The 21,758-nt window shown below is 54.5% G+C and carries 17 protein-coding genes and 2 tRNA genes; 14 read left to right on the top strand and 5 right to left on the bottom strand.

The features are described from left to right. The first annotated feature begins 69 nt into the window (after nt 1–69). From gyrA to IT971_RS12195, 9 genes are all read left to right on the top strand, one after another. Nucleotides 70–2,871 carry a DNA gyrase subunit A gene (gene gyrA / locus IT971_RS12235; protein ID WP_063095874.1) on the top strand — a complete coding sequence of 934 codons (2,802 nt, stop codon included), beginning with the start codon at nt 70–72 and terminating at the stop codon, nt 2,869–2,871. A 12-nt stretch (nt 2,872–2,883) separates the two neighbouring features. Further along, the gene (gene coaD, locus IT971_RS12230) at nt 2,884–3,411 is read left to right on the top strand and encodes a pantetheine-phosphate adenylyltransferase (RefSeq protein WP_007091878.1); all 528 of its coding nucleotides are present in this window, start codon (nt 2,884–2,886) and stop codon (nt 3,409–3,411) included. A gap of 61 nt (nt 3,412–3,472) precedes the next feature. Further along, nucleotides 3,473–4,003, top strand: a complete 531-nt coding sequence (locus tag IT971_RS12225) for a peptidylprolyl isomerase (RefSeq protein WP_007091877.1) — start codon at nt 3,473–3,475, stop codon at nt 4,001–4,003. A 152-nt stretch (nt 4,004–4,155) separates the two neighbouring features. After that, nucleotides 4,156–4,231: transfer RNA gene (locus IT971_RS12220), tRNA-Lys, on the top strand. 229 nt (nt 4,232–4,460) lie between these two features. Beyond that, nucleotides 4,461–4,536: transfer RNA gene (locus IT971_RS12215), tRNA-Lys, on the top strand. A 266-nt stretch (nt 4,537–4,802) separates the two neighbouring features. Beyond that, nucleotides 4,803–5,684, top strand: coding sequence for a MotA/TolQ/ExbB proton channel family protein (locus IT971_RS12210; protein ID WP_063095396.1), 882 nt, complete (start codon nt 4,803–4,805; stop codon nt 5,682–5,684). A gap of 26 nt (nt 5,685–5,710) precedes the next feature. Next, nucleotides 5,711–6,100, top strand: a complete 390-nt coding sequence (locus tag IT971_RS12205) for a biopolymer transporter ExbD (RefSeq protein WP_063095394.1) — start codon at nt 5,711–5,713, stop codon at nt 6,098–6,100. Next, entirely contained in the window at nt 6,097–6,513 is a 417-nt protein-coding gene (locus IT971_RS12200; RefSeq protein WP_063095392.1) for a biopolymer transporter ExbD, read from the top strand. Before IT971_RS12205 ends, IT971_RS12200 begins: the two co-directional genes overlap by 4 nt. A gap of 3 nt (nt 6,514–6,516) precedes the next feature. Further along, nucleotides 6,517–7,458, top strand: a complete 942-nt coding sequence (locus tag IT971_RS12195) for an energy transducer TonB (RefSeq protein ID WP_063095388.1) — start codon at nt 6,517–6,519, stop codon at nt 7,456–7,458. Nucleotides 7,459–7,512: 54 nt separating this feature from the next. Here the strand turns inward: IT971_RS12195 and IT971_RS12190 are convergent, their stop codons facing one another. The 3 genes from IT971_RS12190 to IT971_RS12180 form a co-directional block, all read right to left on the bottom strand. Further along, nucleotides 7,513–7,803, bottom strand: coding sequence for a DUF2218 domain-containing protein (locus tag IT971_RS12190; protein WP_063095386.1), 291 nt, complete (start codon nt 7,801–7,803; stop codon nt 7,513–7,515). A gap of 45 nt (nt 7,804–7,848) precedes the next feature. After that, the gene (locus IT971_RS12185) at nt 7,849–8,985 is read right to left on the bottom strand and encodes an ABC transporter substrate-binding protein (RefSeq protein WP_063095384.1); all 1,137 of its coding nucleotides are present in this window, start codon (nt 8,983–8,985) and stop codon (nt 7,849–7,851) included. A gap of 112 nt (nt 8,986–9,097) precedes the next feature. Beyond that, nucleotides 9,098–11,116, bottom strand: a complete 2,019-nt coding sequence (locus IT971_RS12180) for a TonB-dependent siderophore receptor (protein WP_063095383.1) — start codon at nt 11,114–11,116, stop codon at nt 9,098–9,100. A gap of 162 nt (nt 11,117–11,278) precedes the next feature. Between IT971_RS12180 and IT971_RS12175 the strand changes: the two genes are divergently transcribed. After that, on the top strand, nt 11,279–12,286 hold the full coding sequence (locus tag IT971_RS12175; protein ID WP_223305127.1) for a helix-turn-helix transcriptional regulator: 1,008 nt from the start codon (nt 11,279–11,281) through the stop codon (nt 12,284–12,286). A 10-nt stretch (nt 12,287–12,296) separates the two neighbouring features. Here IT971_RS12175 and IT971_RS12170 read toward each other — a convergent pair whose 3' ends face one another. Further along, entirely contained in the window at nt 12,297–13,622 is a 1,326-nt protein-coding gene (locus IT971_RS12170; RefSeq protein WP_063114491.1) for a globin-coupled sensor protein, read from the bottom strand. Between the two features lie 288 nt (nt 13,623–13,910). Here IT971_RS12170 and IT971_RS12165 point away from each other — a divergent pair, with 288 nt between their 5' ends. The 3 genes from IT971_RS12165 (at nt 13,911) to IT971_RS12155 (ending at nt 16,969) form a co-directional block, all read left to right on the top strand. Beyond that, nucleotides 13,911–14,387 carry a hypothetical protein gene (locus IT971_RS12165; RefSeq protein WP_037989678.1) on the top strand — a complete coding sequence of 159 codons (477 nt, stop codon included), beginning with the start codon at nt 13,911–13,913 and terminating at the stop codon, nt 14,385–14,387. Between the two features lie 141 nt (nt 14,388–14,528). After that, complete coding sequence (locus IT971_RS12160) at nt 14,529–15,623, top strand: TRAP transporter substrate-binding protein (protein ID WP_037989637.1); 1,095 nt, start codon at nt 14,529–14,531, stop codon at nt 15,621–15,623. Between the two features lie 251 nt (nt 15,624–15,874). Further along, entirely contained in the window at nt 15,875–16,969 is a 1,095-nt protein-coding gene (locus tag IT971_RS12155; protein WP_063096108.1) for a TRAP transporter substrate-binding protein, read from the top strand. Nucleotides 16,970–17,061: 92 nt separating this feature from the next. Here the strand turns inward: IT971_RS12155 and IT971_RS12150 are convergent, their stop codons facing one another. Further along, on the bottom strand, nt 17,062–17,454 hold the full coding sequence (locus tag IT971_RS12150) for a hypothetical protein (RefSeq protein WP_063096110.1): 393 nt from the start codon (nt 17,452–17,454) through the stop codon (nt 17,062–17,064). Nucleotides 17,455–17,588: 134 nt separating this feature from the next. Here IT971_RS12150 and IT971_RS12145 point away from each other — a divergent pair, with 134 nt between their 5' ends. Further along, nucleotides 17,589–21,575 (top strand): NahK/ErcS family hybrid sensor histidine kinase/response regulator, encoded by a 3,987-nt coding sequence (locus IT971_RS12145; protein WP_063114490.1) that lies wholly within the window; start codon nt 17,589–17,591, stop codon nt 21,573–21,575. Nucleotides 21,576–21,758: the final 183 nt, after the last annotated feature.

Genomic DNA, 21,758 nt, shown 5'->3' with positions numbered 1-21,758 from the left:
GTCAGGCATATGTCCATATGTCACGCCGATTGAAGCATTTCTGATCAAGCGTTTAAGAGGTCACGGCTTTTGTCCACCAAAGAGACCAATCCAGATAGCCGCGATATTATCCCGGTATCCATCGAACAAGAAATGCGCCGCAGCTACCTCGATTACGCGATGAGCGTGATCGTCAGCCGTGCGCTGCCCGACGTCCGCGACGGTTTGAAGCCCGTGCATCGACGCATCCTTTATGCAATGCATGAAAACGGCTTTGAATGGAACAAACCATTCCGTAAATCGGCCCGCGTGGTCGGGGATGTTATGGGTAAATACCACCCGCATGGCGACAGCGCGATTTACGACGCGATGGTTCGTATGGCGCAGGGATTCTCCATGCGCCTGCCACTGATTGACGGGCAGGGCAACTTCGGCTCGATGGACGGCGACAAGGCCGCCGCCATGCGTTACACCGAAGCCCGCATGGCTAAGTCAGCCCATTATCTGCTCGATGATATCGATAAGGAAACCATCGATTTCCGGGATAACTACGACGAAACCACCAAGGAGCCATCGGTTCTGCCAGCACGTTTTCCGAACATGCTGGTCAATGGTGCAGGTGGTATTGCTGTTGGTATGGCCACCAATATTCCGCCGCATAACCTTGGCGAAGTTATCGATGGCTGCATGGCCTATGTCGATAATCCGGCCATTACCGTCGAAGGCCTGATGGAATTCGTGCATGGTCCGGATTTTCCGACCGGTGCATTGATTCTGGGCCGTTCGGGCATTCATTCGGCCTTTAAAACCGGTCGCGGTTCTGTCGTCATGCGCGCACGTACCCATGTCGAGGAAATCCGTGCCAACCGTGAAGCCATCATTGTTACCGAAGTTCCCTTCCAGGTGAACAAGGCAACCCTGATGGAAAAGATCGCCGAACTGGTCCGTGACAAGAAGATCGAAGGTATTTCTGATCTGCGTGACGAGTCCGACCGTTCGGGCGTTCGCATGGTGATCGAAATCAAACGTGATGCGGTTGCCGATGTCGTTCTGAACCAGTTGTTCCGCTTTACCGCGCTTCAGACTTCGTTTGGCGTCAATATGCTGGCGCTTAATCGTGGCAAGCCGGAATTGATGAACCTGAAAGAAATCATTCAGGCCTTTGTCGAATTCCGCGAAGAAGTCATTACGCGCCGGACCATTCACCTGCTGAAAAAGGCACGTGAGCGCGCCCATCTGGTAGTCGGCCTTGGCATTGCGGTGGCCAATATCGACGAAGTCATCCGCTTGATCCGTGCTGCGGCAGACCCGCAGATTGCACGTGAACAACTGATGGAACGTAGCTGGCCGGCGGGCGATATTGTTCCGTTGATCGAGCTGATCGCCGACCCGAACCAGGTTGGTTCGGACGATGGCAATTATCGCCTGTCCGAAGCGCAGGCGCGCGCAATCCTTGAACTGCGTCTGCATCGCCTGACCGGTCTGGAACGCGATAAAATCGCGTCCGAATTGACCGAATTGGGCGAGAAGATCAAAGATTTCCTTGATATCCTTGGTTCACGCGAACGCAAGATGATCATCCTGAAGGATGAGCTGACGGAAATGCGGAACGAGTTCGCCAATGAACGTCGCAGTGAAATCCTTGAAGCCGAATTCGAACATGACATCGAAGACCTGATTGCCCGTGAAGATATGGTCGTGACCGTATCGCACACCGGGTATATCCAGCGTGTTCCGCTGTCGACCTATCGCGCACAGCGTCGTGGCGGCAAAGGCCGTTCGGGCATGGCAACGCGCGAAGAGGATTTCGTATCCAAACTGTTCGTCGCCAACACCCACACCCCGGTTCTGTTCTTCAGTTCCGAGGGGATGGTCTACAAGATGAAAGTCTGGCGCCTGCCGCTGGGCACGCCGCAATCGCGTGGCAAGGCGCTTGTGAACCTGCTGCCGCTCTCAGAAGGCGAATATATCACAACGGTTCTGCCGCTTCCCGACGAGGAAGAATGGCCGAACCTGCACGTGATGTTTGCGACTTCGACGGGTAACGTCCGCCGTAACAGCCTTGCCGATTTCGTGAATGTGAAATCAAACGGCAAGATCGCCATGAAGCTTGAAGAAGATCGTGGTGACAAGCTGATTGCGGTTCAGACCTGCTCGGACGATGACGATATTCTGCTGACGACCCGTCTGGGTAAATGCATTCGTTTCCGTGTTGCAGATGTTCGTGTCTTTACTGGCCGTAACTCGGTCGGTGTACGCGGTATTCGTCTGGCTGACGAGGATGCGGTCATTGCGATGTCCGTCCTGTTTGGCAATCATGCCTCTATGGAAGAACGTGACGAGTATCTGTCGATCGCAAGCAAGCTGCGTCGCGAGGAAATCTCGGCCGATGATAGTCTGCCGTTGGAAATCCTTTCTCAGGAACGTTACGACGAACTGTTGGCAGGCGATCAGCTGATCCTTTCGGTTACAGAAAATGGTTATGGCAAACGTACGTCTGCCTATGAATACCGCGTAACCGGTCGTGGCGGGCAGGGCTTTGCCAATATCGAGATGTCGGAACGCAATGGCAATGTCGCGGCATCCTTCGTGATTGAGGAAGGCGACGAACTGATGATGGTCACCAATGGTGGCAAGGTCATTCGTATGCCGACACACGATATCCGCATTGCCGGGCGTAAGACACAGGGTGTTACCCTGTTCCGTACGGCCGAAGACGAACAGGTTGTTGCTGTCGAACGTCTGTCCAATCTGGGTGACAATGGTGAAGAAGAGCTTGAAGGCGACGAAGGTGTAGAAGGCACCGAAATCACATCAGGCGAAGATGCACCGACCGTTGCCGAGGATAGCAGCGAGGCAGTGGAAACCGGTTCAGACGACACCGACGAATAAAACGGAAGATCAATGAACGAACAGTCTTCAAACGCCTCGCGTATCGGGATTTATCCGGGCACTTTTGATCCGGTAACCCAGGGGCATATGGACATTATTCGTCGCGCGACCCGCATCGTCGACAAGCTTATTGTCGGCGTTGCGGTCAATGCGGGAAAGGGCCCGATGTTTGGGGTCGAAGAACGTTGCGCTCTGGTCGAAGAGGCTCTTAAGGCTGCGGGCGGCGAAGTTGCTGCCCGCACCATAGTAAAGCCGTTCGGGTCACTTCTGATGCAGTTTGCCCAGGAAAACGGGTCGAGCATCATTATTCGTGGTCTGAGGGCTGTGTCTGACTTTGAATATGAATTCCAGATGGCCGGAATGAATGCCCGTCTTGCCCCAAAGGTAGAGACGGTCTTTCTGATGGCATCCGACAAACAGCAATTCGTGTCTTCGCGCTTTGTGAAGGAAATCGCCCGTCTGGGCGGTAATGTTACCGAATTTGTGCCGGCAAACGTGCTGAAGCGACTGCACGAAAAGCTGGCCGAAGAAAAGGAATAGCGCACCCATGCGTCTTATTCGTCTCGCATCTCTTTTTGTACTCGTATTAGGAATAGTGACCATGTCGAACGGTGGTATCGGCGGCGGTGCTCAGGCCCAGTCGGCCGATGCATCGCAGGATCTGGAAAACACCCTGTATCTGGATCTTGAAGCAGGTCGCGTTGTGATCAAGCTGCGTCCGGATCTGGCGCCCAAGCATGTCGAGCGTATCAAGGAACTGACTCGTGAAGGTTTCTATGATGGTCTGACTTTCCATCGTGTGATCGAAGGCTTCATGGCGCAGGGCGGTGACCCCAAAGGGGACGGTACCGGTGGTTCGGGCCAGAAACTTCCGGCGGAGTTTTCGAACGAGAATCATGTGCGCGGTACGGTTTCGATGGCACGTTCGTCCAACCCGAACAGCGCTGATTCGCAGTTCTTCATCGTCTTTGCCGATGCGCCGCATCTTGATGGACAATATACCATATGGGGGCAGGTCGTATCGGGTATGGAATATGTCGATGGCCTGAAAAAGGGGGCACCTTGGGCCAATGGCCGGGTTGCAGACCCGGACCATATTGTAAAAATGCAGGTCGCGGCTGACGCGCAATAAGCGCTTTGACGCCTATAATGCAACCGAAAGCCGTCCTTGATCAGGGCGGCTTTCGCGTTTTGGGGGCTGAAAGTGCAAAAACCGGGAAAATATGGAAAACAGGTGTTGACCGCAGCCGCCAGTCCCATTAAAACGCGCTTCACCAACGTTGAGGGCCCGTAGCTCAGTTGGTAGAGCAACTGACTTTTAATCAGTTGGCCACAGGTTCGAATCCTGTCGGGCTCACCAATAAGCCCCTGAAACCCAATCGGTTTCGGGGGCTTTTTCTTTTTCATGATTTTATTGCGATCACTGTCATACTGCTTTCCAGCCGATGCGAATGTCAATTTGGGGCGGATTTGAAACGGGCCTGTTTTTGATATTTTTTACCATTTGAATGGCTGTCATGCAGTTTGATCGAAAAAGGGGGGTTGACCCTTTGCGATCAGCACATTAAAAGGCCGCTCACCAACGTTGAGGGCCCGTAGCTCAGTTGGTAGAGCAACTGACTTTTAATCAGTTGGCCACAGGTTCGAATCCTGTCGGGCTCACCATTTCAAAACCCCCGGAACCCAGATGTTCCGGGGGTTTTGCTTTTCCGTGGTCTTTTCTGTTTTCAAAAACCGATTCCATCCGGTTTGAGCGCCTGCGACGGGCGCTGTTTTACGTGCGATGCAATGCGGCCATGCACGAAAAATGCTCGTCTTTTCGCTGTTGCGATTGCATCGCAATGTGATTTCTTGTAAGTAATGCAAATCAGTTTCAAATGCACCGGAGCAGGACGTCCGGTGCTGATCGAATTTTGGATCGGAAGAGTTACATGCCTGAACCCGTAAATCCGATGTCCGCATCGCCAGATGCGCAGACTCCGCTTGGCCTTGACGGTGTAACCACGGATGCCGCCAACGGTGCGATCACGCAAACAGAAGGTGGGGCGGTAACCCTTGATCCGCAAACCGGCTTGCCGATGGCGGATGACGCAGCTGCCATCACCGAAAGCACAATCGTTCCGGATGCCATCAGTGGCTTGCCGGTTTTTGATCTTGTGGATCGTGCCGGTGTTGTCGGTTGGGTTCTGGCCGCGCTCGCATTGGTTGGGATGCTGATATTCTTCTACAAGCTGGTCGGCTTTATCCGGCGTGGAATTTTCGCGGATGGTTTTGCCAAGGATGTCGAACGTCATCTTTCCAATGGTGATGATAAGCAGGTCGCGCAGATTCTGTCGCGCCGCCGTCATCCGGCTGCTCGCATCGGTCTGTTTGGCATGACCTTGTCCGTTGCCAACCCGGAAAACCGTGAAGCGGCGTCCGATATCATTGCTTCCCATGCACGCAAGGAAATCGATGGCCTGAACAGCGGTTTGCGGATTATGTCGGCAATTGCGGTCTTGAGCCCACTTTTGGGGTTGCTTGGAACCGTTATGGGCATGATTGAAGCTTTCCAGAAGATGGAAGGTGCCGGAAGCCGTATTGATCCTTCTGTCCTTTCGGGCGGTATCTGGCTAGCACTTCTGACGACGGCAATCGGCCTTGTCGTCGCGATCCCGGCAACCGCGTTCCATATGTGGATGCAGGGCGTTATCGCGCGTGCTGCGGCCGTGATGGAAGATGTCTGCACCATGGTGATCAATCGTGGTGAGTTGGCTCGGAAGGGTGCGCTTCGCGCGTCAAACATCGCTGAACTGCGCCAGGCTGCGGAATAAGCCCGAACAAGGTCGGAATACGCCTTATGCAATTGCGTGATCGAAGTCGTGGTGCTTCGCCGATGATCGGCCTGACGCCGCTGATTGATGTTGTCTTCATCCTGCTGATCTTTTTCATGCTGGCTTCCAGTTTTCTTGACTGGAAGGGGTTTGAAATGTCGGTGACTGTTACGGACGGTCAGGCACGGGCCAGCAGCGATATTCGCCCGGTAACGGTCAATGTCGATGCCAATGGTGGTTTGTCGCTGAATGGTGAAGCCGTCGCTGTTTCCAATCTTGCCGTGACTATTTTGCGTAACCATGCCGGTGCCAGTGTTCATCTGCGGCCCGTCAATGGTGCCGATTTGCAGCATCTTATTGTTGTGATGGATGCGCTGGGACGTGGCGGTGTGACTGATGTGGATCTGATCGAATGAAGCGTCGCATCCAGATCACCGATGACAGCCCGGCTCAGGAACCGATGTTGCCATTGATCAACATCGTCTTTCTTCTGCTGATTTTCTTCATGATAGCCGGAAGTCTGCAAAAGCTGGGGCCATTTGACGTGGATCCGCCCGCAAGCAGCACGGCCGAAGGCCAGCCAGAAGACACGATTGTCCTTTGGTTTGGCAAAAATGCCGAAATCGGGATTGAAGACCGGCAGGGAGACCTTGCGAATCTTGCGGGGTTGCTACCGGCTGATTATGCCGGTCGTCCAGTCGAAATTCGTGCTGACCGCACCACAGAAGGTGCCAGCGTTGTTGCCCTTTTGAAACGGTTGCAGGAACTGGGCGTCGAAAAGGTGCAACTGATGACCGCGATGCAAGCAGATCAGGACCAAGACGGATAGAATATGTCGAAACGCATTGATTTCCTGATTGCGACCGGGCTGACCGGTATTGTTCTTGTCGGTGGGATCGTTCTTGCCATGCCTGAACCGCAACCTGCCGGTTGGGGCGGGGCAGGGGCCGTTCAAAGTATCAGCATCTCGCTGGGCAGCGGTCAGGCGACCCAGGGCGAGGCCGAAACACCCGAAGAAAGTGCTGATTCTGAAGACAGTAAGCAGGGTGAAAAACCCGTCGAGGAAGTCGAACCCCAACCAGAACCGGTCCCCGAGCCGGTTGTTGAGCCGGAACCCGAACCCGATCCTGAACCGGCTGTTGAAACCGTGCCTGAACCCGATCCCGAACCGATCGTTGAGCCGGAACCTGTTCCTGAGCCGGTGGTTGAGGAAGCGGTTGAACCGGAACCAGAGCCGGAACCGGAAATCAGTCCGCTTTTGGCCGATGTCATGCCGGTCCGCAGAAAGCCGGAGCCCCCCAAAGCAACACCGGAACCGGCAAAGGCCCCCAAACCTGTTGAAAAGTCTGAAGCCGAACCGGTCGTGCAACCATCCGGCGGCCCCGTCGATTCAGTAAAATCAGAAGGCACGGTCGGCGAAGCAACCCAAAGCCAGGCCGCAAGTTCCGCATCGGGAAGTGGCGGAGGTGCGGCAATGAGCAGTGCGGCCTTTACCGACTATCAAGCAGCTGTGGTTCAGATGTTGATGCGTTATCGCGAATATCCGGATCGTGCCAAACGCCGCGGTATAGAGGGGCAGAACATGGTCCGGCTGGTCATCCAGCGTGACGGTACTGTTTCCTTCTTTGAAATGACCAGCCCGAGTGGTTCGTCTATTCTTGATCGTGCGACCCAGGATATGATCGAGCGGGTTAAACGTTTCCCGCCATTCCCCGAAGATATGGCGCGCACAGAGATGAACCTGACGATCCCTGTGATCTACGACTTGCGCTAGACAAAGAGGCCAGCTCCGAAAGGCTGGCTTCTTTGTTTTACGGGGCGGGCAGGTTTAATCCGAACTGTCTTCCCAGACATATTCGATCTGCTCGCGCCATGCGAATTTATCGAGATGCGAGACAATAACTCCCTTCATGGCTTCAATCCCCTCGGCTTTCTCAGACTGTCCCTGAAAGCGCAGGGTAACGTCATCGGCCAGAATGATGCATGGGCCCATCGGAAAGCTCACAAGGGCCTCATGGGGCGTGAAATCGACTTCTACCTTGTGGGCAAAGTGCTTGCAGAGTTGTTGCAGGTATTTACTGGCCTGCCCGGTCTGAACCGATCCTGTGGTTTTGAACATTGATTTATCGATCTCTGATGGTTTCTTGGGGGATGTTCGGGCCAGTCATGGCCGATCAAGGTCGATCCAGTAAACACCATTCAGTGCTACCGGCTGGAACCGGTCAAAGAATTCGGCAAGGGTTGCGTCTGGATCAAGATCGGCAAAATGATCGGGATGGAACCATTTCGCCATGGCCTGTAACAGCGTCACATTCATGGGCGTGTTATAGAAGTGGTGCCACGCGGAATAGACTTTGCCGTTTTTAATGGCGTCGAGCTCGGGCAAGCCGGTGCGTTCCATGCTTTTGGCCAAAGACGCGCGTGATGATTCGGCATCGGCGTAGGTTCCAAGTATGATGCGGCCGACATTCTGTTCGGCCGTCATTGTTGCCCCGCCAATTGCGGTTGCGACATAAATATCGGGCTGATCGACGAGCAGTTGTTCAACTGAAATCTGGCTGATGACGCCCGGAATCCGGTCGGCAAGGATATTTTCGCCACCGGCAAGCTCCACAAACCTTCCGATCATTTGGTTGCCCATCGCCTCGCAGCAGGTGCCATGCAGACCAACCCGGCTTTCGAGGAAGACTTTGGGTTTATGCGTTAAACCCTCCAGACCTGTTCTGACCTTCGTCAGATTGTCTTCATAGAATTTGACGAAAGCCTCTGCCTGATCTTCCTTGCCCATCAATTTGCCAAGGATACGAATGCTTTTTGGGGTGTTTCCAAATGGGTCACTGCGAAAATCGATCATGACAACCGGAATGTGAGCTGCGCCAAATTGCCTCAGGACTTCATGGCTGTCTGATCCCGGACCATGACCGCCATCAATGCCGAAAATTGCGACATCGGGTTCAACTGTAATCGCCTTTTCGACGCTGAATGTTGCCTCGCCACTGCGGCCGACCAGCGGGATGTCGTCAATCTCGGGGAATTTTGCCTGGTATTGTGCGAAGGTTGCCGGATCAAGTTTCTTGAATTCCCCCATCATACCGGCTACCCAGCGGACCGGATTTTCAGGATCAAGGATGCCAAGACTTGGCAAAAAACGCCCTTCGCCAAGGATCATATGCTTGACCGGTACTTCGACCGTGACTTCGCGACCGGAAACATCGGTCAGGGTAATGGTTTCGCCAGCATGAGCCTGACAGGTGATCATTGAAGCGACGGCGGCCAGCGTTAAAACGCGTTTGAATGTCATTGCGAAAGTCCTGTTGAAATAGGCAAGAATTGCAGGAAAGTCAGAAACGCCGAAATGGGTGGCACGGCATGCCACCCATCGCGGATAGAGGATCTGTTGGAAGATGGTCTGATCAGAACGTCACCTTTGCTGAAACAAGGAAGGTGCGACCCGGCTCGTGATAGGGTTCAATTGCACTGCTGTCGTAGCCCGGCGTGGTCCGGGCGACATAGTCACGATCAAAAATATTCAGCGCATCGACGCGTAGGGTTACCGCATTCGACAATGTCTCTGGCGTCCATTCACCATACAGGTTGGCAACAAAGTAAGTGTCGAGCTTGGCATTGCCGTTCTTTTCGGGATCGTCGTCCGACAGGGCCAGTTCAGATGTCGAGCCGACCTGAATGCCAAGGTCATCAAACCGGTGGGCGACTTCAAAGTTTGCAATGTCACCGACGATGACGCCTTGATAGGACGCATCGTTGCTCAGCGGGACTTTGCCATTTCTTTCTACATCGGTATGGGTATAGGCAGCGCGGACAAAGCCGGGGCCGTATGTCCAGGTGACGGACAGATTGACACCACGTGTTGCAAGATCGCTGGTCGTATTTCGTGTTGTATATTCAAGCGAATGGGAACCGTTGATCTTGTTGTAGAACAGGTTTCCATCGAAATCCCATTGCGCCAACTGATAGCGTGCGCCTGCCTTGTAGTTATGCGACCGGGACGGTTTGAAACCGTCATAGGTCCAGATGCCGGTGTAGTTGTAAATCGCAGACTCACCCAGCGGCAGTCCACCAAAGCTTGTACCTAATCCGCCATAGATCATCAGGTCATCGGTCAGGTCATATTCGGTATTGGCGTTACCGCTAAGTCCGAATTCGCTGAAATCGGTTCCGTCAATGCCTTCGAACCATTGTTGATCGCCCCGCCCGCCGAACGAGACGCGCCAGCGATCGGTCAGCGAAAGGCGTGCCTGTGAAAAGACGCCGATATTGGTTGTTTCTTCGGTAAATCGCCCGGCACGTCCAGCCGGGCGTGCCGTGTCGCCGCCGCCGGTTGCTTGATCATGATAGAAATCGACGCCAGTTGTTATCCCGCCCATTCCGACGTCAAAAGTATTGGCAGCCTTACCGTTCAGGGTTTCAATTTCTGCCTCAAGGTGTGTGTTGCCGTTCAGTTTGGGAACATCAAGATGGGTTTTGCTGTAATTGAGGCTCAGTTCCGGTGCCAGAAGATCGGTTGGCTGTTCATCGACATAACTGATGCCAAGCGAGGTATCTTTGTATGAAATCCACTGCGGCGAGGCGCCGCTGGTAAGGGTTCCAAAGTTTGGCCGGGCAGGGCGCACACCTTCGTCTTCAAAATGGCTTGCAAATGCTTCAATCCGTGAACCTTCGGTGCCGGTGAAGGCTATTTTGCCAAGTCCGTTTTCGCTGCCATCTGCCGTGCCAGCAACTTCGTTGTCATCGCCGTCCTTGTAATTGCCCTGATTGCTGTTCTGGATATAGGCAAGAGCTTCGAAGCCGTCATGCTGACCGGCCAAAGTCAGCCATTCGGTAAGGCCTTTGGTATTGCTGTTATACTGGATTTTGGCAAAGCCGCCGAACGGATCATTCGGGTCGAGAATGTCGCGGGCATCCTTGGTTTCGTAAGCCATTGAGCCGCCCAATGCATTTGGTCCGGCATCGGCGGGGGCGATGCCGGACTCAACCTTTACCGATTTCAGCATTCCCGGATCAATGATCGCGGTGCCTATATGATGATAGGTGGAATCAACCTGCCGGGTGCCGTCTACCTGAACGTTCAGCTTGGTGTTTTCGATGCCCTGCACATAAACCTTTTGCGCGATGGCGGTCGGGCCGCCAACCTGAACCGATGGTTCGTTCGCAAACACATCCTTGATGGTTTGCGGATTGATGCGATCAAGCTCGTCCTGCGTAACCGTTACACTCCCGGCCGTAGTTGGGCCGCTATTCTGGCTTGCTGTGACTTCGATTGGTGCCAGAACGGTTTCGTCTTTGGCTTCTTGTGCGACGGCTGCTACCGGAAGTACCGTTAGGGCGACACCGGCGAGCAGGGTTGCGCGGCACAGGCCATGAAACGGTTGGCGGTATTTTTCGAGCAAGACCGGTCTTGATGGCTGCGGCATGCTGATTTCCTTATCAAATAAATTGCCAAATGCGAATGATTTTGAATATTATTATCGTAATGGTTCGAGCAATCGGAATACCGTTTGCGAGATCGCCAATGATGTTTGCGAAAACGCAAATTTTGCTTTTGACGGGATATTCAGGCTTGGAAGGGCACCCATATGGCGTTTGATCGGCAGTATGCGCCGCAACGTTTACGGCGCAATGTGACGCGGCGGGAAACCATCACCGGTCAGCAGCTTGAAGATTTCGGAACAGCGCTACCGCGCAATGCAGCCGAGGGTATTCGACGTCGTCCGGTGATGAGCGGGCGACTGTCAAACGACAACCTTCAGTCATTTTTGAATATCCACACGACCGATACTGTCAGCATGCAAGATGCGGACGTGAAGTTTCCCGTCAAAGCCGCCGTCACGGTTGCGATTGTGTTGCGAGGGCGCGTTTGCGGGGCATTCGATGATGTTCCGTTTGATCTGGATGCACGGGATCAACCAGTGGGGTTTATTTGGGCCCTATCGCAACCGGTTATGTTGCATCGGCAACTCAAACAGGGTGACGATGTCAGCAAAGTGATGATTTCCGCGAAATTCGATTGGGTTGCCAGTCGGGTCAATCACACTGATAGCCGTCATGTCGCAATTGATGATTTTATTCATGCCGGGATCTCTGTTCGGAGGTGGCAACCGTCACGTCGTGCCATAGCACTGGCGGACCAGTTGCTCTATCCACCGACCGATGATCCGCTATTTCGTGATCTTTATGCCGAAAGTCGCGGGTTGGAAATTTTCGCCGAGGCGCTTGGGGCACTTGGTCCTAAGGCCGGGGAGGCAAGTGTCGAGCCGGATGCGCTTGACCAGCATCAGAAGGCGCAGGAAATTCGCAACTATGTTCTGGAACATATTTTTGATGACCTGACATTGTCTGGCCTGGCGGAAAAGTGCGGGATGAGCATTGCCAGCCTGCAACGTATTTTCAAAAATGCCTATGGCACGACGGTCAAGGATTTCATCCGCGAAAGTCGCCTGATTGCCGCGCGTGATGCTATGGAAAAAGACGGCCTGACGATTGGACAGGCCGCCTGGATGGCCGGTTATTCAAGTCCCGCCAACTTTGCAACCGCGTTCAAGCGGGTCTTTGGCATTTCGCCCTCTGAAGCACGGGGGCGTTAGGGGCTCAGGATCAATTGGGTTCGGTCAGGCGTGATACAAAGGCATTCACATCCGTCTTAAGCTGACGGGAATGCTCTTTTAAGACCTTTGAAACCTTATAAACCTCTTCTGCGACCGAACCTGTGCGATGCGCGGTGCCGCTAACTGATTCCAGATTGCTGTTCACGTTGCTGTTGGCCGATGAAACCGCCGTGATATTGGAGCTGATTTCCGTGGTTGCCGCGGCCTGTTGTTCAACGGCGGCTGAAATGGCGGTGATGGAATCAACAATCGAACTGATCTGACCAGCAACCTCGCGGATGGCGGTCACGGCGGCGGAGGTGTTTTGCTGGACATTGTTGATCTGGGCTGTGATGTCGCCGGTGGCCTTGGCCGTTTGATTGGCAAGGTTTTTGACCTCGCTTGCGACAACCGCAAAGCCCTTGCCCGCATCACCTGCACGTGCTGCCTCGATGGTTGCGTTCAGTGCCAGAAGGTTGGTTTGGTTGGCGATCTTGTCGATCAGGTCAACGACTGTGCCGATTTCTTCGGCGGAAACATTCAGCGATGCAATAACATCCGATGTCGATTGTACGGAACTTTCAACTTCGTTTGAGACGCTTGACGCGCGTGAAATCTGGCTTGAAATTTCGCGGATCGAACTATCGAGCTCCTCGGCAGACCCTGCCACGGTTGACGCGTTTTCCGCCGAAATCTCGGCAGCGGATTTCGCACTTTCCACCTGTTCGGTGGTTTGGCTCATGCTGCTGATCAGTGTTTCTGAGGCGCTCGACATGTCTTCTGCGGAACTTGCCAGTGCGTCGACAACCTTTGAAACGGTTGCTTCGAACTCACCCGACATTTTCACCAGTCGGTTGCTGTATGTTTTCTGGGTTTCTTCGTAATAGACCGTTATCGCCATTTCCATATCGATCAGAATGGCATTGGTCGCGGCGGTTACAATTTGCGAAACTGATGAGTCCTTGCGGAAATGGGCAAAAAGAATATCGCAAAGCTTGGCCATGAGGAAATTGTAGGCCGAAACATAGGCCTCTGGTGTTAGGCCGATGATTTCGTGCGCTTTACCGATCCGGCGGACATCGTCGTAATATGCTTGGTCAAATGTACCGTCGAACAGCTTTGCCCAGTGTTTGCGCTGGGCATTTTTCAAACGCTCGATACCGGACGGATCGCCAATGATTTTGGCCAAATCGTCACGCGCCATCACCTTTCGATAAAATTCATCCAGTATCGGGGCGAGGTTTTTCTCGATTATCGGCCACGCCTTTTTGAGGTTGGCTGCCTTCTTTTCATTAAAATCAATGAATTCAAGACGGCGTTTAATTTCCTGATGCATGCGGGTCCCTCGTCGATGTCTGTCATTAAAGGTTGTTTGGCGGGGCATTACCTTAGGTTGGTTAAAGATATTATGATGTTAACTATCCTTAAGGGTAGGAATGACTGCCGTCCGTTGGACAGATATCAAGATATACCGTTTTCTGCCAGATACTTGTTCCTTTTATCAAACGGATAGATGGGTGTTGTACAAGTATAGGATGTGTTGGATGTGACTGTGATCACGAATGTGGTCCTCGTGCGTCGTCAGGCTGATCAACTCAGTTTCGATGCACACAAAGGAAACATCATGCCCATCAATGCCAGCCAATTGCGCCTGTCCATCATTCGACCGGTTTTGCAAAACCTTGGTCTGTGGTCGCAGGCCGCTGAAAACCTGCTTATGGGGACCGCCGCCCAGGAAAGCGGGTTGGGGACCTATGTGGAACAACTTGGCGGCGGCCCGGCCCGCGGTATTTTTCAGATGGAACCGGCAACTCTGAATGATTGCTATGTCAATTTTCTCGATTACCGCGCGGATCTGAAAGCCAAGATTGATGCCTATCTCGCACCGCAGCCTGACAAGGCCACCCAGCTTGCAACCAATAATGCCTATGCGGCTGCCATGTGCCGGGTGCGATATATGCGGGTCAGTGCCCCGTTGCCCGATGCCAGCGATATCGCGGGGCTCGCGGCCTATTGGAAGCAATATTACAATACCGCCGGGGGCAAGGGCGAAACGGATGAATTCGTTGCCAATTACAATCGATATGTTGGCAATAGCTAAGCTGCCGTAGCGTCGGCGAAAAAATCCGCATCGCCATGCGCAAAAATTGTGGCATATGCGCGATCTTTTCGCCAAAATCCCCCAACGCATGCTGGTGATTGCGCAAAAAATCACCAAAGTAAAAGAGTTTAGGGGGTTACAATGAAACGTCGTCAGTTCCTTAAAGGGGCCGGTATTGGTGCCGGTGCTGCGGTTGCGGCTACGGTTGCCGCACCGGCCATCGTATCCGCGCAGGAAAGCCTGAATTGGCGGATGGTCATGCCGTGGCCCAAAGGAACGCCGGGCCTTGGCACCAATGCCGAAAAGTTCGCTGCCATGGTCAAGGAAATGTCCAATGGCCGCCTGAATATTTCGGTTTTTGGCGCCGGTGAAATCGTTCCGCCGTTTGAATGCATGGATGCGGTCGAACAGGGCGTGGTCGAAATGGCGCATGGTACCCCTTATTACTGGCAGGGCAAGAACCCGGCGCTGAACTTCTTTTCGACCATTCCGTTTGGTTTGACCGCGTGGGAGCTTTCCGCCTGGCTTCGCTTTGGCGGCGGGCAGGAGCTTTGGGAAGAAGCCTATGCCGAATTTAACGTTGTGCCGTTTTATGCCGGTAACTCGGGCATGCAGGCTGGTGGCTGGTTCAACAAGGAAATCAATTCGGTTGAGGACCTTAAGGGCCTGAAAGCCCGTTATGCCGGTCTTGGTGGCGAAGCCATGCGTCGCCTTGGTGCCAACATCACCATGTTGCCGCCGGGCGAAATCCTGCCTGCGATGCAGTCCGGTGCGATTGATGCCGCCGAATGGGTCGGTCCTTGGAATGACCTTGCATTTGGTCTCTATCAGGTTGCCAAATTCTATTATACCCCGGCATTCCATGAGCCCGGACCGGGCCTTGAAATCTTTATTTCCAAGGAAAAATTCGACGCGCTTGGCAAGGATATGCAGGCGATCATTCGTTATGCCGCGCAGGCGATTGCCGAAAATACACTGGCTGATTTTACCTTCAACAACCTGCAATCCTACCAGCCGCTGATCGACAAGGGTGTTGAAGTGCGCCAGTTCTCGGATGATGTCATTCTGGCGCTGGCCGAACAGTCGAATGCCGCGGTCCAGGAAATTGCTGCGAAGAACGACCTGAGCGGCAGGATCGCCGATAGCTATCTTGCTCTGGTCAAGAAGGCGGCGCGCTATGGCAAGGAATTCGAGGCAACCGGACTTTTGCATCGTGCGAAAGTGTGGGGATATTAAGTCCCGCGAAATCCGGAAAGCGACATGCTGGAAATTCGGGGCTGCTTTCGGGCGGCCCCGTTTTTTTGTTTTCTGGCAAAGTTCAAGCAAACTTTGCGCGATGTCATCGACGTTACGGGATGTTGGGAACTTTGAATATGACGTGTCACAGACAGCAAAAGCCGCAACTTCAATCCCTTGCAAAGTTACGAATGCTATTTTAGAAGCAGATTTGCGCAAAAAATTGCCAATATGAATTTGGGAGCCCCACAATGAAACGTCGTCAGTTCCTGACGGGTGCCAGCATGGCCGCCGGTGCCTTTGTCGCCAGCAGTGCCGCACCTTCAATTGCCAAAGCCGATGAACAGATCCACTGGCGCATGGTCATGCCATGGCCGAAAGGCACGCCGGGCCTTGGTGCCAATGGTGAAAAATTCGCCGAGCGCGTGACCAAAATGTCGGGCGGTCGTCTTAAAATCACCGTTTACGGCGCAGGCGAACTTGTTCCGGCATTCGAATGCATGGATGCGGTCGAGCAGGGCGTGGCCGAACTGGCGCATGGCACCCCTTATTACTGGGCGGGCAAGGATGCGGGTGTAAACTTCTTCTCGACCATTCCGTTCGGTCTAATGGGCTGGGAACTGTCGGGCTGGCTGCGTTTTGGCGGCGGGCAGGAACTTTGGGACGAGCTTTATGCCCAGTTCAACGTCAAGCCGTTCGCGGCCGGGAATACCGGTTTGCAGGCCGGTGGCTGGTTCAACAAGGAAATCAACACCGTCGACGACATCAAGGGCATCAAGATGCGCTATGCCGGAATCGGTGGCGAAGCGATGCGCCGTCTGGGTGCCAATGTGACGATGTTGCCCGCAGCCGAAATCCTGCCGGCAATGCAGTCCGGCGCGATTGATGCCGCCGAATGGGTTGGCCCGTGGAACGATTATGCGTTTGGTCTGACCCAGGTTGGCAAATATTATTACACCCCGGCATTTGCCGAGCCGGGGACGGGGATTGAAGTGTTTGTCAACAAGGACAAATTCGCGGAATTGCCCGAGGACCTTCAGGAAATCTTTGCCGTCGCCGCACAGGCCAATCTGGAACAGACACTGGCAGATTTCACCTTCCACAACATCCAGTCCTATCAGGCCGTCTTGGCCAAGGGGGCGGAAATCCGTCATTTCAGCGACGATGTGATTGCAGCCCTTGCCACCGAGGTCAAGGCAGCGGTCAAGGAAATCGCCGATCAGAACGAACTGAACGGCCGTATCTATGCGTCCTATATGGATTTCGTGAAAAAGGCCGCGCCGTATGGCAAAGAGTTCGAGGCAACCGGGCTTCTGCAGCGTGCCAATGTCTGGGCCGACGCCTGAGAACTTTCGGCCAATATGACCGGATAAGGAAAAAGCGGCATCTTCGGGTGCCGCTTTTTTTTGTGTGAATGGTGTCCGGTCCGGCAGCATTTTCAATGCATGGTCGGCGCGCCGGGGGGCAGGGGCAGGTCTAAGGTGAATTTTTCCTGGCCTTCATATTCTTCAAGCGCGATGCGTTTGACCAGTTCCGAGCCCAGTGCGAGCGAGGTTTCAATCGCCCATTTGAGCTGATTTACCGCACCTTCATTGCCCGCTGCCAAGGCCTCGGGCAGGATGCGTTCCTGAAGGAATTTGGCGACCCCGGCGAAGGCACGGGCGGCACTTTCGCAATTGGCGCGTTCGACGACAAAGCGCCCGGACTGTTCGATGGCGGTGGCGATGCCGGAAAGATGGCCCATCATGACCTTTATCTCGCGGTCGTCGCTTTCGGTTTTCTTTGCCACAAAGCGCAGGATTCCTGCGTAAAAGCCGTAATCGGAAGACATGACAATCCTGATCGTTCTTGGTCTTTGGTCGGGTTTGGATTTGCGCCGTTTTAGTCCATAAGCGCGTCGTGGTATAGTCCAAACGCCAACAAACTGTTTTGGCGGCATGATCGATACGCGGAGCCATAAGCCGGATGCTTCAGGGCGGACTTATTTTCATTGTTGCCATGGCCTATATCGGGCTTCTGTTTGCGATTGCGCATTATGGCGACAAATATGCCGAAAAATGGCGGGCGTCGCGCCTGAAGCCCAGCATCTATGCGCTGTCGATGGCGGTCTATTGCACGAGCTGGACGTTTTTCGGCTCGGTCGGGACGGCGGCGACGCGCGGCTGGGCGTTTTTGCCGATCTATATCGGCCCGATCATCATGATGATTGTCGGTTTTGGTATCATGACCAAAATCGCGACCGTTTGCCGCGAACAGAATATTACCTCGATTGCTGATTTTCTTGGCTCGCGCTATGGCAAAAGCCAAAGCCTGGCCGCCCTTGTAGCGATCATTGCCGTGATTGGGGTTCTGGCCTATATCGCGCTTCAGCTTAAGGCCGTGTCGCTGTCATTTGATGTGCTGATCGGCGAGGTCGGCGAGCAGATCGTGCGCCACAGTGCGACCGATTTTTCCAAGGATACCGCGTTTTACGTCACGATCCTGATGGCGGTTTTCGCGATCCTGTTCGGGGTGCGCTATATCCACGCGTCCGAACATCATGACGGGCTGATCCTTGCGGTGGCGTTCGAAAGCATGGTCAAGCTGGTGGCGCTTTTGTTTGTCGGGCTGTTTGTGGTTTACGGGCTGTTTGACGGCTTTGGCGACATGCGCATCCGGGCCGCGGCCGACCCCGATATTACCGAGATGTTCAAGCCCGATGCGTGGCTGTCATCGCATTTCTTCATCTCGACGTTGCTGGCACTGTTTGCGATTTTCTGTCTGCCGCGCCAGTTTCATGTGACATTCGTTGAAAATGATGACAGCCGGAATTTGAAATCCGCACGCTGGCTGTTTCCCGGCTATCTGATTGCGATCAATATTTTCGTCGTGCCGATTGCGATTGCGGGGATCCTGCTGTTTGGGGGGGACCCGGCGGTCAATCCCGATACGTTTGTTCTGACGCTGCCGTTGCTGGGCGGGGAAAATTGGCTGGCGGTGTTTGCCTTTGTCGGGGGGCTTTCGGCCAGTACCGGCATGGTGATCGTATCGTGTGTGGCGGTATCGACGATGGTGTGTAACGATCTGGTCATGCCGCTTTTGCTGCGGTCGCAGAAATTGCAGGGGCGGTTCGCAGGCGATGTCAGCCAGGTTCTTCTGAAAATCCGGCGTGCGGCAATCATTGCCATCCTGTTTCTGGCCTATGGCTTTTACCGGTTTTTATCGGAAAAATACGCGCTGGCTGATATCGGGCTTTTGTCCTTTGCCGCGGTGGCGCAGTTCGGCCCGGCGGTTCTGGCGGCGATTTACCTTAAATCGATCAACCGGACGGGCGTGCGGCTTGGCCTGATTTCAGGGTTTGTGCTGTGGAGCTATACCCTGTTGCTGCCAAGCTTTATCCAAAGCGGGCTTTTGCCGATGTCGATCCTGACGGACGGGCCGCTTGGCATTGGTATCCTGCGGCCGCAGGCGTTGCTGGGTGTGGGAATCGAGGACCATCTGACGCACGGGGTTGTCTGGTCGCTTGGGGTTAATTTCGTTCTGATGTTTGTCGGATCGGCGATTGGCGTGCAAGGCGTGACCCAGCGCCGCCAGGCCCAGCTTTTTGTCGATATCTATCGCAAGGATACCAAGGCCAGAAATGACACGTGGCCGGGGCGCGTGACGATTGGCGACCTTGAAGACCTTGCCGCGCGGTTCCTTGGCAAACATTGGGCAGAGCGCGCGTTTCGCACCTACCTTAGCCAGCGCGGCGATGATTGCAAACGATCCGACATTGCCGATTTTGATGCGGCGAATTTTACCGAACATCTGCTTTCGGGTGCTGTCGGTGCGGCGTCATCGCGCGTGGTGATGGCGCTTTTGCTGCCCGACAAGGCGGTGTCGCGGCGCGATGCGATGGAGCTTCTGGATGAAGCGTCCGAGGCGATCAAATTCAACCGGGACCTTTTGCTCAATACGCTGGAAAATATTTCGCAAGGGGTCGGGGTGTTTGACCAGAATTTGCGACTGGCGACATGGAACCATCGCTTTATCGATCTGTTGGGCATCACTGCAAGCGATATTCAGGTCACGATGCCGCTTGCGGAACTGGTCGATATCTGCCGTGACAATGGGGCGCGGGCGGTCGATATCGATATCCTTCTGGGGCGCAATGCCGCCCCGCAGATGCGACGATTGCCGCATACCTATGAGCGCAAGCGGGCGGATGGCATGGTGCTTGAAATGCGGACCAACCCGATGCCCGATGGCGGGTTTGTCGCGACCATCGCCGACATTACCGCGCGCGTGCGGACCGAGGAAGCATTGCGCGAAAGCGAGCGCAATATTCGCATTTATACCGATAACATCCCGGTCATGATCGCCTATGCCGACAAAAATCAGCGGCTGCGTTTTACCAACCGCCCGTATGAGCGGATGTTTGGCATCCGCCGGATCGAGGCGCATGGCATGGCGGTGCGCGAAGCGGTGGGCGAGGAACGCTATGTCCGGCTGGAGCCGATGATCCGCGCGGTGCTTGAAGGCTACCGCCAGAGTTTCGAGATCGATTTCCCCGCCCCCAAGGAAGGCTGGGGGGCGAGTGATGGCAGCGAACGGGATCAGCGCAGTGAACGCGAGGACCGCTATGCCGAGGGGACATATATCCCGCACTTTGACGAAACCGGCGAGGTGCTTGGCTATTTCTGTATCTATCACGACATTACCGAACGGCGGAATGCCGAACGGGCGCTTAAGGATGCCAACGAGGGGCTGGAAGCGCGCGTGACGGAGCGCACGCACGCGCTTGAGGAACTGAACTCGGAGCTGTCGGTCGCCAAGGAGCAGGCCGAAACGGCGAACGATACCAAGACCCGGTTCTTTGCCGCGGCCAGCCATGATTTGTTGCAGCCGTTAAATGCCGCGCGCCTGTTTACCTTAGCACTGGGGGGCAAGGAGCTTCGCGACGATATCCATGATCTGGTCAACAAGGTTGATCTGTCGCTTAAGGGTGTTGAGGAACTGCTTAACGAGCTTTTGGATATCTGCAAGCTTGATGCGGGCGCCATGCAACCCACCATTCGCGATTTCCGGGTTTCGGATGTGCTCAATGCCCTTAAGACCGAATTTACGCCGGTGGCCGAAAAGGCCGGGCTTCGTTTTGCGGTGCATCCGCGTGATGTCTGGGTCAAAAGCGATAGCAGGCTTTTGCGCCGTATCCTGCAAAACTTCATCTCCAACGCGCTGCGCTATACCCGCCATGGCGGGGCGGTGGTCGGTTGCCGGATGCGCGGTGACAAGATCAGGATCGAGGTCTGGGATAGCGGGCCGGGCATCCCCGAGGACAAGCTTAAAATCATCTTCCGCGAATTCCATCGCCTTGAGGGGCCGGAAACCACCGATGTGAAGGGCCTTGGCCTTGGTCTTGCGATTGTCGAGCGGCTTGGCCGGTCGCTTGATCACACGGTTTCGGTGCGTTCGCGCCCGGGGCGGGGAACGGTTTTTTCGGTCGATGTGCCGATTGGCCAGATGGGCGAAACCGCATTGCCCAAACCGCGCCGCCGGATGGCCGGCGAACTGGGCGGTTTGCGTGTGCTGTGCCTTGATAACGAACCCGATATCCTTGATGGCATGCGGGCCATGCTGGAAAACTGGGATTGTGTGGTGGCGACCGCACGCTCGGGCGTGGAAGCCGAGAAAATCCTGCTTGGAGATGAGGATGATAACAATGATAACATCGGTTTTGTCCCCGACATCATTCTGGCCGATTATCACCTCAGTTCCGGGGAGACCGGGCTGGATGTGCTGATCCGGCTGCGGGATCAACGCGGGCTTGATATTCCCGGTGTGGTGATCACGGCGGACCGCAGTACCGAGACGGCGGAACTGATCAAGGCACAGCGATTCGCGTTGCTGAACAAGCCGCTGCGCCCGGCCAAATTGCGCGCCCTTATGACGCGGGCAGTGACCCGGCAAAGTTCCGATGCGGCGGAATAGGGGCATATGGTTTTGAAAGATAACATCTTTTCAAGGGATTAGGATTTTTTGCAAATTACCTGAAAATTGTTCTTGATTTGTTCTTTTTTTTGTGGCATAAAAGAAAAGTCAACGGGGGAAATGCACCCGGACCCAAAACCCGCAAAGCGTGATTCGCTTTCGCGGGTTTTTGCGTATTCGAGC

The sequence above is a fragment of the Thalassospira sp. B30-1 genome (assembly GCF_015767575.1).
Classification (GTDB): Bacteria; Pseudomonadota; Alphaproteobacteria; order Rhodospirillales; family Thalassospiraceae; genus Thalassospira; species Thalassospira xiamenensis.
This window is presented reverse-complemented; position numbering and strand designations above follow the sequence as displayed.

Bases quoted from the DNA above. Each gene is read 5' to 3' on its own strand.
- coaD (WP_007091878.1), top strand. From the start codon at position 2,884: ATGAACGAACAGTCTTCAAACGCCTCGCGTATCGGGATTTATCCGGGC.
- IT971_RS12225 (WP_007091877.1), top strand. From the start codon at position 3,473: ATGTCGAACGGTGGTATCGGCGGCGGTGCTCAGGCCCAGTCGGCCGAT.
- IT971_RS12210 (WP_063095396.1), top strand. From the start codon at position 4,803: ATGCCTGAACCCGTAAATCCGATGTCCGCATCGCCAGATGCGCAGACT.
- IT971_RS12205 (WP_063095394.1), top strand. From the start codon at position 5,711: ATGCAATTGCGTGATCGAAGTCGTGGTGCTTCGCCGATGATCGGCCTG.
- IT971_RS12200 (WP_063095392.1), top strand. From the start codon at position 6,097: ATGAAGCGTCGCATCCAGATCACCGATGACAGCCCGGCTCAGGAACCG.
- IT971_RS12195 (WP_063095388.1), top strand. From the start codon at position 6,517: ATGTCGAAACGCATTGATTTCCTGATTGCGACCGGGCTGACCGGTATT.
- IT971_RS12190 (WP_063095386.1), bottom strand. From the start codon at position 7,803: ATGTTCAAAACCACAGGATCGGTTCAGACCGGGCAGGCCAGTAAATAC.
- IT971_RS12185 (WP_063095384.1), bottom strand. From the start codon at position 8,985: ATGACATTCAAACGCGTTTTAACGCTGGCCGCCGTCGCTTCAATGATC.
- IT971_RS12180 (WP_063095383.1), bottom strand. From the start codon at position 11,116: ATGCCGCAGCCATCAAGACCGGTCTTGCTCGAAAAATACCGCCAACCG.
- IT971_RS12175 (WP_223305127.1), top strand. From the start codon at position 11,279: ATGGCGTTTGATCGGCAGTATGCGCCGCAACGTTTACGGCGCAATGTG.
- IT971_RS12170 (WP_063114491.1), bottom strand. From the start codon at position 13,622: ATGCATCAGGAAATTAAACGCCGTCTTGAATTCATTGATTTTAATGAA.
- IT971_RS12165 (WP_037989678.1), top strand. From the start codon at position 13,911: ATGCCCATCAATGCCAGCCAATTGCGCCTGTCCATCATTCGACCGGTT.
- IT971_RS12160 (WP_037989637.1), top strand. From the start codon at position 14,529: ATGAAACGTCGTCAGTTCCTTAAAGGGGCCGGTATTGGTGCCGGTGCT.
- IT971_RS12155 (WP_063096108.1), top strand. From the start codon at position 15,875: ATGAAACGTCGTCAGTTCCTGACGGGTGCCAGCATGGCCGCCGGTGCC.
- IT971_RS12150 (WP_063096110.1), bottom strand. From the start codon at position 17,454: ATGTCTTCCGATTACGGCTTTTACGCAGGAATCCTGCGCTTTGTGGCA.
- IT971_RS12145 (WP_063114490.1), top strand. From the start codon at position 17,589: ATGCTTCAGGGCGGACTTATTTTCATTGTTGCCATGGCCTATATCGGG.